At 72.7% G+C, this 12,542-nt stretch carries 13 protein-coding genes; 5 read left to right on the top strand and 8 right to left on the bottom strand.

The genetic code is table 11. The features are described from left to right. Positions 1-401: 401 nt before the first annotated feature. The gene (locus ACFWRT_RS02890; RefSeq protein WP_380952731.1) at positions 402-1,439 is read left to right on the top strand and encodes an ArsR/SmtB family transcription factor; all 1,038 of its coding nucleotides are present in this window, start codon (positions 402-404) and stop codon (positions 1,437-1,439) included. 162 nt (positions 1,440-1,601) lie between these two features. Continuing rightward, complete coding sequence (locus ACFWRT_RS02885; protein ID WP_380952698.1) at positions 1,602-2,012, top strand: VOC family protein; 411 nt, start codon at positions 1,602-1,604, stop codon at positions 2,010-2,012. A gap of 54 nt (positions 2,013-2,066) precedes the next feature. Here the strand turns inward: ACFWRT_RS02885 and ACFWRT_RS02880 are convergent, their stop codons facing one another. From ACFWRT_RS02880 to ACFWRT_RS02865, 4 genes are all read right to left on the bottom strand, one after another. Further along, complete coding sequence (locus ACFWRT_RS02880) at positions 2,067-3,233, bottom strand: alkaline phosphatase PhoX (RefSeq protein WP_380952699.1); 1,167 nt, start codon at positions 3,231-3,233, stop codon at positions 2,067-2,069. A 134-nt stretch (positions 3,234-3,367) separates the two neighbouring features. Further along, entirely contained in the window at positions 3,368-3,715 is a 348-nt protein-coding gene (nirD, locus tag ACFWRT_RS02875) for a nitrite reductase small subunit NirD (protein ID WP_380952700.1), read from the bottom strand. Next, positions 3,715-6,300: a nitrite reductase large subunit NirB gene (nirB, locus tag ACFWRT_RS02870; protein WP_380952701.1), complete on the bottom strand. Its 2,586-nt coding sequence runs from the start codon at positions 6,298-6,300 to the stop codon at positions 3,715-3,717. Before nirB ends, nirD begins: the two co-directional genes overlap by 1 nt. Before the next feature lies 1 nt (position 6,301). Next, positions 6,302-7,573: an NAD(P)/FAD-dependent oxidoreductase gene (locus ACFWRT_RS02865; protein WP_380952702.1), complete on the bottom strand. Its 1,272-nt coding sequence runs from the start codon at positions 7,571-7,573 to the stop codon at positions 6,302-6,304. Between the two features lie 129 nt (positions 7,574-7,702). On the opposite strand from ACFWRT_RS02865, the gene ACFWRT_RS02860 reads away from it, so the two are divergent. Next, a complete protein-coding gene (locus ACFWRT_RS02860) occupies positions 7,703-8,494 on the top strand; it encodes a TSUP family transporter (protein ID WP_327218111.1) in 792 nt (263 codons plus the stop codon). A gap of 111 nt (positions 8,495-8,605) precedes the next feature. Here ACFWRT_RS02860 and ACFWRT_RS02855 read toward each other — a convergent pair whose 3' ends face one another. The 4 genes from ACFWRT_RS02855 to ACFWRT_RS02840 form a co-directional block, all read right to left on the bottom strand. After that, positions 8,606-9,238, bottom strand: coding sequence for a class F sortase (locus tag ACFWRT_RS02855; protein WP_380952704.1), 633 nt, complete (start codon positions 9,236-9,238; stop codon positions 8,606-8,608). Positions 9,239-9,380: 142 nt separating this feature from the next. Then, entirely contained in the window at positions 9,381-9,926 is a 546-nt protein-coding gene (locus ACFWRT_RS02850) for a hypothetical protein (RefSeq protein WP_380952705.1), read from the bottom strand. A gap of 369 nt (positions 9,927-10,295) precedes the next feature. After that, positions 10,296-10,787: a DUF5990 family protein gene (locus ACFWRT_RS02845; protein WP_380952706.1), complete on the bottom strand. Its 492-nt coding sequence runs from the start codon at positions 10,785-10,787 to the stop codon at positions 10,296-10,298. A 61-nt stretch (positions 10,788-10,848) separates the two neighbouring features. Continuing rightward, a complete protein-coding gene (locus ACFWRT_RS02840) occupies positions 10,849-11,673 on the bottom strand; it encodes an aminotransferase class IV (RefSeq protein WP_380952707.1) in 825 nt (274 codons plus the stop codon). Positions 11,674-12,030: 357 nt separating this feature from the next. Here ACFWRT_RS02840 and ACFWRT_RS02835 point away from each other — a divergent pair, with 357 nt between their 5' ends. Both ACFWRT_RS02835 and ACFWRT_RS02830 read left to right on the top strand, forming a co-directional pair. Further along, positions 12,031-12,153, top strand: a complete 123-nt coding sequence (locus ACFWRT_RS02835) for a hypothetical protein (RefSeq protein ID WP_381121211.1) — start codon at positions 12,031-12,033, stop codon at positions 12,151-12,153. A 147-nt stretch (positions 12,154-12,300) separates the two neighbouring features. After that, on the top strand, positions 12,301-12,540 hold the full coding sequence (locus tag ACFWRT_RS02830) for a hypothetical protein (RefSeq protein WP_380952709.1): 240 nt from the start codon (positions 12,301-12,303) through the stop codon (positions 12,538-12,540). Positions 12,541-12,542: the final 2 nt, after the last annotated feature.

Below are 12,542 nucleotides of genomic sequence, written 5' to 3'. Positions count from 1 at the left end.
CGCCGCCGGAAGGCGGCCCGTAGCGGAATACGAGCTACCGATGTGTCGTAGCCCACATTGCTTCGTTTAATGCGCAAAGAAATTGGGGTGGCCGCCCGGTGGATCGGAGGGGGACCGGGGTGCGGTCCATGGATCCCCACCCATGGACCGCACCCGGCTTTACCCCCGTCGGGTACGGAGCCGCACCGCCGCCCGCCGCCGCCGAACACACAAAGCCCCCCACGGCCTTCACGTGCTCATCCGGCGGGCACCGGATGCGTACCCGACGTCGTACAGCTTTTCGGGTGAAGCGGAACGGGGCGAGACGTTTCACTTCTGGCCGAAACCCCGTGGTGACCTCCTGTGACGCTGTGCATACCCTTCGGTGGGGGCAATTGCGGATGCAACAGGTGGGGGCGGTAGTGCTGCGGATCCATGTGTCCAGGCTGGACCTTTCGCGGGTGCGGATGGCCACGAGACCGGACGTGTTGTGGGAAACGATTCTCAGTTTTCACCGGCTGAGGGACCGGCGGGCTTCGACGGTCTTCGGGAAATGGCGGACAGAAACACGGGCTCGGTTGAATGGTGAAGCGCAACTGCTGTCGGCGGTCGTCCCGCCCCGCGGCTATTTCCCGGATTTCCTGACGCCCTCGCAGGAAGGCGCCGAGCCTTTCGGGCTCGACGTGGGAATGGAGGCCCTGCGGGACACCCCCGCCGACCGCATCCGCCGCGAGCTGGACCTGATGGCGGCCGGACGGCGGCGCCAGCGCGGCGGACGGGGCCCCGGCTGCCCGGACGCCGGCGCGGGACGGGGCACGGCCGCGCTGCCCGCCGCGCTCTCCGAGGGCCGAGCCGAACCCCTGGCCCGGCTCATCGGCGCCCTGCGGAGCTACCACGACGCCGCCGTCGAGCCGTACTGGCCGCACATCCGGGCCTCCATCGAGGCCGACCGGGCCGTGCGGGGCCGCGCGCTCCTGGACGGTGGAGCCGACGGGCTGCTGGCCACCCTGCCGCCGATGATCCGGTGGCGGGCGCCGGTGCTGGAGGCGGACTACCCCGTCGACCGCGACCTGTATCTCGACGGGCGGGGGCTGCTGCTCCAGCCCTCGTTCTTCTGCCGGGGCACCCCCGTCGTCTACCGCGACCCGTCGCTCCCGCCCGTGCTCGTCTACCCGGTCACCCACCCCGGCGCCCCGGAGTTCGCCGAGCCCGGACCCTGGCTCGGCCGGCTCGTCGGACACACCCGCTCCGCCGTCCTGCAGTCCATAGGCAACGGCTGCACGACGAGCGAACTGGCCCGCCGGGCCGGGGTGTCGCTCGCATCGGCGAGCCAGCACGCCTCCGTCCTGCGCGAGGCGGGCCTGGTCCTCACCCTGCGCCACGGCAGCTCGGTGCTCCACACGCTGACCCCGCTGGGCGGCTCACTGCTCCGGGGCGGGGCGCCGCTCGCGCTGTCCTGAGGGGCCCCGCCGGGGGTGGTGGAAATCCGTCGCGCGTTCGGCGATGAGTTCCGGGCGACCCCGCCGTCTACCCCTTCGACAGCGCCCACGGGGCAGCCTGCGGGACAGCCCGAAGGTCACGCCCTCGGGACAGCCCGAAGCACAGAGGAAGAGGCAACGACCATGGCTCAGATGATTTTCGTGAACCTGCCGGTGAAGGACCTGGAGACCTCGAAGGGCTTCTTCGAGAAGCTCGGCTACGGGCTCAACCCGCAGTTCAGCGACGACAGGACCGCGTGTGTGGTCATCAGCGACACGATCTTCGTCATGCTGCTGACGGAGCCGCGCTTCAAGGACTTCACCAAGAAGGACATCGCGGACGCCTCGAAGACGACCGAGGCCATCTTCGCCCTGAGCGCCGACAGCCGTGAGAAGGTCGACGAACTCGCCGACGCGGCCCTGGCGGCCGGCGGGTCCCCGGCGGGCGAGACGCAGGACCTGGGCTTCATGTACGGCCGCTCGTTCCAGGACCCCGACGGCCACATCTGGGAGGTCATCTGGATGGACCCCTCCGCCGTCGAGGGCGAGGCCTGAGCCACGCGGGCGTGCGCCGGGGCCACGGGGGAGCCCCGGCGCACAGGCGGGGCGTCAGCTACGGAACGGCCCCGTCACCTCGTACGTGATGCCCCCGGACGAGCTGCCGCTCGTGCCGCGCTGCGAGGAGAAGTAGAGCCGCGTGCCGTTCGGGGAGAACGCCGGGCCAGTGATCTCCGAGCCGGACTGGCCGGTGATCCGCAGGAACGGCGCCACCGTGTCGTCGGGCGTGATCAGGCAGATCTCCATGTTTCCGCCGTCCTCCGCCACGTACAGGTCGCCGGAGCCGGCCCGGGTGACGTTGTCGACACCCGTCAGCGGGGCGGCGCCGCCCGTCACCAGCGAGTCGTCGTACGCCAGCGAGATCGACGAGGTGTTCGCGTCGTACGCCCACACCCGGTTGTCGCCCTTGGTGGTGAACCAGCAGGTGCCCGCCGCGTAGAAGCAGCCCTCGCCGCCGTTGAAGACCTTGGCGCCGGAGACCTGGTGGCGGGTCTGGGTCGAGGAGGCGGCCGGGTCGGGAACGTTCGCCCAGGTCACCGGCCCGGAGGTGCCCGTACCCGCCACCAGGACCTGGAGCGTGCCGCTGGACAGGTTGCCCCAGGTGGTGGGCCGGAAGCGGTAGAAGCGGCCGTCGGTCTCGTCCTCGGTGAGGTAGACGTACCCGTGGTCGGGGTCCGCGGCCGCCGCCTCGTGCTTGAACCGGCCGAGCGCGGGCCGCCGCACGGAGGCGTTCACGCCCCACGGGTCGGTCTCGTAGACGTACCCCCGGGTGACCTCCTCGCAGGAGAGCCAGGTGTTCCACGGGGTGGAGCCGCCCGCGCAGTTGTTGTTCGTCCCCGACAGGATGCGGTACGCGGACGTCACCGTGCCGGAAGAGTTGAACCGCACGGCGCTCGCCCCGCCACCGCTGCCGGACGACACCTCGGCGTTGGACACGTAGATCCAGCCCGAGCCGTCGGCGTAGGTCGCCCCGCCGTCGGGGGCGCTGTGCCAGCGGTAGGAGGTGCCCGCCACGGTCTGCCCCGACCGGGCGATGATGCGGCTGGTGAAGCCGCTCGGCAACTGGATGCCGTTGCCGTTGGCCGCCTGCAGCGCGCCGTACGGGCCGGGGGCCGGCTGGGCGGGTGCGGCGGAGGCGGCGCCGCGCCACAGGGTGCCGCCGAAGGCCGCCGCCGAGGTGCCGACCACCGCCGTACGCAAGAAGGTCCGACGTTCCACGATCACTCCACGGATGAGTGAGGGCCCGCCGCTCCGGACGGACCGGCGGGTCGCGCGTCAGGACTATAGGAGTACGTAATTGACGCCCCGTCAATACGGGGTGAACGGCCGGGGGACGGCGACGGGCCGGGCGGTCACTCCACCCGCACCGCGTACACCGCCACCGAGACCTCCTCGTCGTCCAGGCACACGCCGGTCTCCAGGTCGAAGCGCTGCTTCAGCAGCGGCGAGGCCACGAACGGCCGCCCGCCCGCCGAGCCGAGCAGCCCGCGCGAGAGGACGTACGCCCCGGTGAACGGGTCCCGGTTGCCGATCGCCCGCACCACCCCCGCCCGGTCCATGAACAGGGCCGCCTGCCCGCCGTCCGGCAGCAGCACCGCGGCGCCGCGCCCCGGGCTCAGCCGGTCCGCGTCGCAGACGGTGAGCCAGCCCCCGTCGTGGGCGACCCGGACGACGGCAGCGTTCAGGGTTTCGGTGGCCATCAGGACGGGGTCCCTTCGAGGGTGCGGACGGCGAGCACGGGACCCGCGAGCAGCTCCAGATCGGGCTTGATCTGGTCCCGCTCGGGGACGAACCTCACCGAGGGATCCGGGGCGTCGGGGGCGTTGACGAAGCTCACGAACCGCCGCAGCCGCTCCGGGTCGTCGATGGTCGCGGCCCACTCGTCGCGGTAGCCGGACACATGGTCGGCCATCAGCCTCTCCAACTCGTCGCAGAGCCCCAGCGAGTCGTGGACGACGACGTCCCGTACGTGCTCCAGGCCGCCGTCGATCCGCTCCAGCCAGGCCGAGGTGCGCTCCAGGCGGTCCGCCGTACGGATGTAGAACATCAGGAACCGGTCGATGAGGCGCACCAGTTCGGCGTCCGACAGGTCCTGCGCCAGCAGGTCGGCGTGGCGCGGGGTGGCCCCGCCGTTGCCGCCGACGTAGAGGTTCCAGCCGCCGGCCGTGGCGATGATCCCGAAGTCCTTGCCCCGGGCCTCCGCGCACTCCCGGGCACAGCCGGAGACCGCGGACTTGAGCTTGTGCGGGGAGCGCAACCCCCGGTAGCGCAGCTCCAGGTCGATCGCCATCTTCACGGAGTCCTGCACGCCGTAGCGGCACCAGGTCTGCCCCACACAGGACTTGACCGTCCGCAGCGACTTCCCGTACGCGTGCCCGGACTCGAAGCCCGCGTCCACCAGCCGGGTCCAGATGAGGGGGAGCTGGTCGACCCGTGCGCCGAAGAGGTCGATGCGCTGGCCGCCGGTGATCTTCGTGTAGAGGCCGAAGTCACGGGCGACCTCGCCGATCACGATGAGCTTCTCCGGGGTGATCTCGCCGCCGGGGATGCGCGGGACGACCGAATAGGAGCCGTTGCGCTGGAGGTTGGCGAGGAAGTGGTCGTTGGTGTCCTGGAGGGACGCCTGCTCCCCGTCCAGGACGTAGCCGCTGGCGCCGAGCGTCGGGGCGAGCGAGGCGATGACCGAGCCGACCGTCGGCTTGCAGACCTCGCAGCCCTCCCCGCCGCGCGCCTCCTGCCGGCCGTGCGAGTCGAGGAGGGCGGCGAAGGAGGTGATGCCCAGCGTGCGGACGATCTCGTACAACTCGCTGCGGCTGTAGGCGAAGCAGCCGCACAGGCCGGTGTCCTGGTTCTGCGGGAGCAACTGTCCGATCACCGTGACGCAACTGCCGCAGCCGGTCCCGGCCCGGGTGCACTTCTTCACGTCGGGCAGGGTGGTGTGCTCGCAGATCGCGCCCTTGGTCACGTTGTGGCAGGAGCAGATGACGGCGTCGTCCGGCAGCGCCGAGGGGCCGAGCGCCACCGGCCCGCCCGCTCCGGCCGGCAGCACGAACTGCTCGGGGGGAACGGGCAGTACGCTCCCGGTCATCGGCCGCAGGGTCCCGTAACCGTCCGCGTCCCCGACCAGCACCCCGCCCAACAGGGTGCCGTCCGCGCCGATGACCAGCTTCTTGTAGACGCCGGAGCGGGAGTCGGCGTACACGACATCCAACGCGCCCTCGGCGCTCCCGTGCGCGTCGCCGAAGGAGGCCACGTCCACGCCGAGCAGCTTCAGCTTCGTCGACATGTCGGCCCCGGTGAACTCGGCCCGCCCGCCGCCGAGCACCTCGGCCACGGTCTCCGCCATCTCGTACCCCGGCGCGACCAGCCCGTAGACCCGCCCGTCGGACGCCAGCGCGCACTCACCGATCGCGAACACGGCCGGGTCGGACGTACGGCACTCCTCGTCCACCACGATGCCGCCCCGCTCCCCGACCGCGAGCCCGCAGTCGCGCGCCAGTTGGTCACGCGGCCGGACCCCGGCGGAGAACACCACCAGATCCGTGGCCAGCGAGGACCCGTCCGAGAGCGCCATCCCGTTCACGGCCCCGTCCGCGCCCGCGGTGACCGACTGCGTACCGACCCCGGTGTGCACGGTCAGCCCCATGTTCTCGATGGTCCGCAGCAGGGCCGCGCCGCCGCCCTCGTCCACCTGGACCGGCATCAGCCGGGGCGCGAACTCCACCACATGGGTGCGCAGCCCGAGCCCCTTGAGCGCCCCCGCCGCCTCCAGGCCGAGCAGCCCGCCCCCGACCACCGCCCCGGTCTCCGCCCCCTTCGCGTACTCCTCGATCGCGAGCAGGTCCTCGATCGTCCGGTACACGAAACAGCCCCGGGAATCCTTCCCCGGCACCGGCGGGACGAAGGGATACGAGCCCGTCGCCAGCACCAGCGTGTCGTACGGGAACACCGCCCCGGACCGCGCGGTCACGGTCCGGGCCGCCCGGTCGACGCTCTCGGCCGGGTCGCCGACGTACAGCTCGATCCCGTGCTCCGCCATGAAATCCGGTTCCACCAGCGAGAGTTGCTCGGGGGAGCGCCCGGCGAAGTACGAGGTGAGCTGCACCCGGTCGTAGGCGGGCCGGGGCTCCTCGCAGAGCACGACGATCCGGGCCCGCCCGGCGGCCGGGGTCAGCCCGCGCGCGGCCAGGGACTCCAGGAACCGCTGGCCGACCATGCCGTGTCCGACGAGGACGAAGGTGGGGGTGTTCGGGATGGTGGTGTCCGGGATGGTGGGGTCCGGCATCTCAGTGGCCTCCGTCGTCGGTGAGCAGGTGGAGCAGGGACATGGCGGGCGGCAGCGGTTCGTCGTCCTGCCAGGTGCGGGCGAGGCCGGCGACCGCGCCGAGGTCGCCCAGGAGCACCCCGCCGGCCAGCCGGCCGTCGCGGACGACGACCGTGCGGTACGCGCCCCGGGTGGCGTCGGCCAGCCGGACCACGTCGTCGCCCGGCAGCGGCCGGGCCTCGCCGAAGGCGGCGAGATCGAGCCCTTCGACGGGGCCCGGGGAGCGCAGCGAGAGCCGGGTCAGGGCCCGGGTGCCCTCGTACCGGGCGGGCCGCCCGGCCAGCACCTCGGCCAGCACGTCGGCCTGCTCCAGCGCGGGACCGGCCAGCCCGTAGAGCGTGGAGCGGTGCTCGGCGCAGTCGCCGAGGGCGTGGATGTACGGGTCCGAGGTGCGCAGTTCGTCGTCGACCACGATCCCCTTGCCGACCTCCAGACCGGCGGCCCGGGCGAGCCCGGTCCGGGGCCGTACGCCGCAGGCCAGCACGGTGAGGTCGGCGGCGAGCTCGTAACCGTCGGCGAGCTGGACGGCCCGTACGGCTGTCGGCGCGGTGGCGCGATCGGGTGTCGGCTCTGTGCCCCGTACGGACTCTCCGGTCGCCACGGTCGTGCAGCGCAGCCCCCGCACCCGGCACTCGGTGTGCACCTCCACCCCGAGCGCTTCCAGGTGGCCGCGCAGCAGGGCGGCCGCTTCCGGGTCGAGCTGGCGCTCCATGAGGTGCTCGCCCTGCTGGGCCAGCACCACCTGCGCGCCGCACTCGGCGAGCGCCCGGGCCGCCGAGACCCCGAGGAGCCCGCCGCCGATGACGACCGCCCGCGCTCCGGGGCGTACGGCGGCGCGCAGGGCCAGGGCGTCGTCGAGCGTACGGAAGGGGTGGACCCCGTCCGGCAGGGTGGTTCCGAGCCCGCGCAGCGGCGGCAGCACCGGGTTGGAGCCGGTGGCCAGGACCAGCCGCCCGTAGCGCAGCACGCTGCCGTCGTCGCAGTGGACCAGCCGGTCGGCCCGGTCGATGCGGACTGCCCGCACCCCGCGCCGTACCTCGGTGGCCGGCAGGGCGATGACGTCCGGGGCGTACCGCCCGGCCAGTACGTCGGCCAGCAGCACCCGGTTGTAGGGGGCATGCCGCTCCTCGCCGACGACGGTGACCCCGGGGACCCGCGCGGCGAGCCGGGCACCGGCCATCCCGGCGCCGATCACCACGACGGGCGCGTCGGCGCTCTCCCTCGTCTTCCTCATGGGCACGAGCGTGGACGGCGGGTGTTACCCGGCCGCATCCCGCCGGTTTCCCGGACGGAACCGTGCGCTCAGCGCCGCCCGGCGCCCCCTGTGAGAACGGCTCGCAGCCCTCCCCTTACTGTCGGGTCCATGCCCGACATCACCCTCACCACCCTGATCCTGCTCTGCCTGGCCGCGGCCGCCGCGGGCTGGATCGACGCGGTGGTCGGCGGCGGCGGGCTGCTGCTCCTGCCCGCCCTGCTGCTCGGCCTGCCGAACGTCCCGGCCGCCCATGTCCTCGGCACCAACAAGGCCGTCGCGATCGTCGGCACCTCGGGCGCCGCGATCACGTACGTCCGCAGAGCGCCGGTCCGGGTGGGGCTGGCGGTGCGGGTGGGGCTGATGGCGCTCGCCGGGTCGATGGCCGGGGCGTTCTTCGCCGCCGGGATCAGCAGCGAGGTGCTGCGCCCGGTGATCATGGTGGCGCTGCTCGGGGTCGCCGCCTTCGTCCTGCTGCGCCCGTCCTTCGGTACGGCGGCGGCGGGCGACACCGACGCCCGTCCGGTCACCCGGGCCCGGATCGTCACCGCGGTCGTGCTGGTGGGCGGCGGGATCGGTTTCTACGACGGCCTGTTCGGCCCGGGGACCGGCACCTTCCTGGTGCTCGCGCTCACCGCCGTACTCCACCTGGATCTGGTGACCGCCTCGGCCACCGCCAAGATCGTCAACGTGTGCACGAACGCGGGGGCGCTGGCGATGTTCGCGTACCAGGGCACGGTCCTGTGGCAGTTGGCCGCCGTGATGGCCGTCTTCAACCTGGCGGGCGGGATGGCGGGGGCCCGGATGGCGCTGAGCCGGGGGAGCGGATTCGTCCGGGCGGTGCTGCTGACGGTGGTGTTCTCGCTGGTGGCGAAGCTGGGCTACGACCAGTGGACGGCGTAGGAGCGTGTACGGGGCCGTATCCCGGGCTCACCGGAACGTATCCGGGGCTCACCGGAACGTATCCGGGGCTCACCGGAACGTATCCGGGGCTCACCGGAACGTATCCGGGGCTCACCGCACATCGGTGAGATGGGCGTAGGCCACTACGTTGCCCTGGTAGCCGGTCTCCTTGGAGAACCCGCCGCCGCAGGTGATCAGCCGCAGCGAGGCGTGCGGGGAGTCGCCGTAGACGCGCTGGTCGGGGAAGTCCTTGTTGTCGTACACCTCGATGGCGTCGATCGAGAAGACGGCCGTGCGCCCGTCCTCGCGGACGACCTCGACGCGGGTGCCCTTGGTGAGGGCGCCGAGGGCGTAGAAGACGGAGGGCCCCTCGGCGTTGTCGACATGCCCGGCGACGATCGCGGTGCCCCGGGCGCCGGGCGGGACCCCGCCGGCGTACCAGCCCGCGAGGTTGCGGTCGGTGTCCGGCGGGACGTCCAGGCTGCCGTCGGCACCGAGCCCCAGCCGCATCGTCGGCGCGTCCACCGAGATGCTCGGGATGCGGATGCGGACCGGGTCGGAGGGGTGCAGCGGTTCGGCGACGGGGGAGCCGGGCTGGAGCTGGGGGCCGGCGGCGAAGGCCTGGGCGCCGGAGGGCTGCGGCGGGATCAGTTGGTCGCCGGAGCCGTTCTGGACGAGCCAGATACCGCACAGCACGGCGATGCCCACCAGCCAGCCCCTGGCTTTCTGCGCGCTCTGGGACACGTCGTCGTCCTCGTCAGCGTGGTGAGTCTCGGATCGAAGGCGGGCCGGACGCGCTCGGGGACGCGCCCGGCCCGGTCGGTGAGGCTGCCTCCGGTGGCCTCCCGGGCCCCCCGGCCGGTGGCCTCAGCGGCTCTCGGTGGCCTCAGCTGCCCTCGGTGGGCTCGGTCCGCCGGCGCAGCAGCCACAGACCGCCCACGGCCGCCATGCCGATCACGCCGACGCCGAGGGCGACCTGCGTGGAGTTCGGCTCGACGCTGCCGCCGACCCCGGTCCGCACATGGCCGGACGGACGGTCGTGGTCGGGCCGGTCGGGCTTGCCGCCGCCGATCACCTTGAGGTCCCCGACGGCGTCCTTGCCGTTGTCGCAGGAGACGACGATCTCGTAGACGCCGGGCCGGGTGTCGTGCGGCACGGTGAACTGGCCGACGAGCACCTCCTTGTGCGTACCCTTGCGGACCTCGAAGTCCCCGGCGTCCAGGGAGTTCGCGTCACCGATGCCGGAGCCCTTGGGGCCGCAGGCGGTGGTGTTCACGGTGACCTTGGCGCCGGGAGGCGCGGTCGCGGGGGTGATCTCCAGCCGGCCGAAGTCATCGCCTGCGTACGCGGACGGGGCGGCGGTGAGACCGAGCGCTATGACGGTGACCGCGGCGGTGGCGGTACCGGTCATCAGGCGGGCAGGACTGCGCATGGGGATCCTCCGTGCAGACGGCGCGAGCGATGGTGTCCTGCCCCCGACCTAACGGGCAGCCGCCGCCGCACGCCTTCTGACGCCAGGTCAGCTTTCACCCGTACGGACCGGCGCGGCACCCTTGCTGCCGGAGATCGTCGCAGGTCACGGCGGTGCGACTGGGCCGTTCGGTCCGCGCCGCCGGTCCGGGTGCCGATCGAGTGAGGCTCACCGACAAGGTGTGACTCACATCACACACATGGGCTCGCGGAGTGCGGGCACACGCAAGACACCCCCCCACGGGACGGATCCCCGCCCCCACGGCAACCGCCCCCACCGGCCTACCCCCCTGGTCCCGGTGGGGGCGGTGTCGGATCCGGCGGGGAGGGATCACCCGGTGGGCGCCCGGCCCACACCGGCGCCCGTGCTCGCGCCCGCACTCCAGGAGATCGCCGGCGGCCGCACCCGCGCGCACAGCGGCTGCCCCTTCGCGTCGGTCAGCCCCAGTCGCCCGGTGAGCTGCCCGGAACGCGCGGCGGCTTCGAGGATCTCGGGCTCGATGTCGCTGAACATCAGCTTGGCGCGCCGGAACATGCTGAAGAGCCCGGCCTCGTCCACGGTCCCCCACGACAGATAGATGAACCGCCCGCCCAGCCGGTTCTGGATGTACGGCCCCGAGACCTCGACCCCGTCCGCCGTGGCTTTCGCCGCACACTCCAGGGTCCAGGAAGCGCTCGGAGCATCCCCGGGACAGAGTCCGAGCAATTCGCCGGGCCGGTCCTTGCGCTGAACTCCGACATGAATGTTCTCGAACCCGGGAAAGTCGGAGTCCGGCCCGCAGGTGCGGCCGGGGAGCGCTGAGGCCTCGATATGGATCTGCATGCTCCCCATGGTCCGTCACCGCGACAGAGCGGCCCTGCGAAGGTCGATTTCCGGCCAACCCTTAGAGAGGGTCCGCCGGCACACTCCCGTACACAGCCTCCAATCGCCCCATCACCCCCGCCATCTCCTCATCCCCACCGGCGAACTCCACCGCATCGATCCGCCGCACCGGTGCGATCCCCTGCGAGTTGCAGAGGAAGGCACCCCGGTACACGCCCAGCCCGTCCAGCGTCACGGCCCGCCGGACCGACGGCTCCCCGGCCGCCGCGAGGCCGCGCTCCAGCAGCGTCATGGTGGTGCCGATGAGCGCGGGGGCGTCCGGCCACACCACCGAACCACCGTCCCAGAAGCCGATGTTGGTGGTGGCCCCCTCGGTCACCACGCCGCCCGGCGCGGTCAGCAGGGCCTCGTCGAACCCGGCCCGCGCGGCGAGCATCCCGTAGTACGTCTGCCCGAACTCGCCCGGCCGCTTGATGTGCGGCACGGCCCGGGTGTACGGCACCGACATCAGGCTCCGGCCCCCGGGTGCCATCGAGGCGGGCTCACGGACGGCGACCATCACCCGCGTACGGCTCTCCCCGGGCGGCAGAAACCCGTGCACCCGTACGGCGGCGTCCCGCAGTCCGGCACGGTCCAGGGCGCCCCGGATCAGCTCGCGCACCAGGCCCCCGTCCAGCGGCAGTCGGAACACCTCCCGATTGGCCGCGTCCAGCCGCTCCAGATGCAGCCCGAGCCCTCGCACGCGTCGGCCCCTCACCTGCAGGGCGGTGAAGTGCCCGAACCCGAAGAGCGCGGGGACGCGGAGGTCCTCCTCGGTGGCGGGGCGTCCGTCCATCTCGACGTAGGGGAGGGGGAGGGCGGATGCGCTGGGCGAGTGATACGTCATCCGACCACCGTAGGCGGGGGAGGCTGCCTCATCGGACCGGAGAGGCTGCGCATGCAGCGCCCGGGCGTAGTCCCGACGTGGCGCGTGAAGTGCTGGTTCAGATGGGCCTGGTCGTGGAATCCGACGGCTGTGGCGACTTGGGCGGTCGCAGGCCGTCGAGGTGGCGGCGGCCTCGTGCAGAGATATGCCGACGGGTATCCGGGAGTCGAGCAGTTCGCGCAACCTGCCGGCCAGCCGGTTTGCCTCGCCGCTCGGGGCGCGGGGCCGAAGTGCGCCGAGGTGGACGTGGAGCCGCTCCCGGGTGAAGGAGAGGCGGCATTCGGATGCCAACTCGTCGCCGGCCTGGCCGAGAGAGACATGCGGCTGGTGGATACGGTGCCGCAGCAGCGCGTCATCGAGGACCGGGCTGTCCACCGCACCGCCGACCAGTCGCGATCCCCAGGAGGGCCGATGACCAAGGCGGCCGAGAACTTCGGCTAGGGCCGCTACCGCCGCCCCTCAGGGGGGTGGTCCGGCACGGCGCCTTCTCGGCTCACCCGTACGGCCGGCTGCCCGGCCGGTCGATCGGCCCGGTTCGCCATAGGCGCGGCGCACGGGCTGCCGGCCAGGCCGTCGTCGGGCTGCTCGGTGGGCGACGACGAGGACGCGATCCACCTCGTGCTCAAGGGCGCCGCGCCCACCCGGGTGATATCCAAGGACCCCCTGGTCGTGGCCTTCGGTGCTCAGGACACGGAGTTCGCCGCCCCGCGCACCAGTGGCTGCGGCCCCCTGGGGCGCGTGCTCGACCGGGCTTTGGGCCTGCCGTCGGCGGCGGGAGCGAACGCCTTCGCCATGGAGGTCACGGTGGCCATCCGGCCCTACGCGTAGGC

This window comes from Streptomyces cyaneofuscatus (genome assembly GCF_042718795.1).
Taxonomy (GTDB): Bacteria; Actinomycetota; Actinomycetes; order Streptomycetales; family Streptomycetaceae; genus Streptomyces; species Streptomyces cyaneofuscatus_A.
Note: the sequence above shows the minus strand (reverse complement) of the source record. Positions and strands in the feature narration are given on the sequence as shown.

Bases quoted from the DNA above. Each gene is read 5' to 3' on its own strand.
- nirB (WP_380952701.1), bottom strand. From the start codon at position 6,300: ATGCCGGACCCCACCATCCCGGACACCACCATCCCGAACACCCCCACC.
- ACFWRT_RS02840 (WP_380952707.1), bottom strand. From the start codon at position 11,673: ATGACGTATCACTCGCCCAGCGCATCCGCCCTCCCCCTCCCCTACGTC.
- ACFWRT_RS02845 (WP_380952706.1), bottom strand. From the start codon at position 10,787: ATGCAGATCCATATCGAGGCCTCAGCGCTCCCCGGCCGCACCTGCGGG.
- ACFWRT_RS02835 (WP_381121211.1), top strand. From the start codon at position 12,031: ATGCGGCTGGTGGATACGGTGCCGCAGCAGCGCGTCATCGAGGACCGG.
- nirD (WP_380952700.1), bottom strand. From the start codon at position 3,715: ATGGCCACCGAAACCCTGAACGCTGCCGTCGTCCGGGTCGCCCACGAC.
- ACFWRT_RS02850 (WP_380952705.1), bottom strand. From the start codon at position 9,926: ATGCGCAGTCCTGCCCGCCTGATGACCGGTACCGCCACCGCCGCGGTC.
- ACFWRT_RS02860 (WP_327218111.1), top strand. From the start codon at position 7,703: ATGCCCGACATCACCCTCACCACCCTGATCCTGCTCTGCCTGGCCGCG.
- ACFWRT_RS02865 (WP_380952702.1), bottom strand. From the start codon at position 7,573: ATGAGGAAGACGAGGGAGAGCGCCGACGCGCCCGTCGTGGTGATCGGC.
- ACFWRT_RS02885 (WP_380952698.1), top strand. From the start codon at position 1,602: ATGGCTCAGATGATTTTCGTGAACCTGCCGGTGAAGGACCTGGAGACC.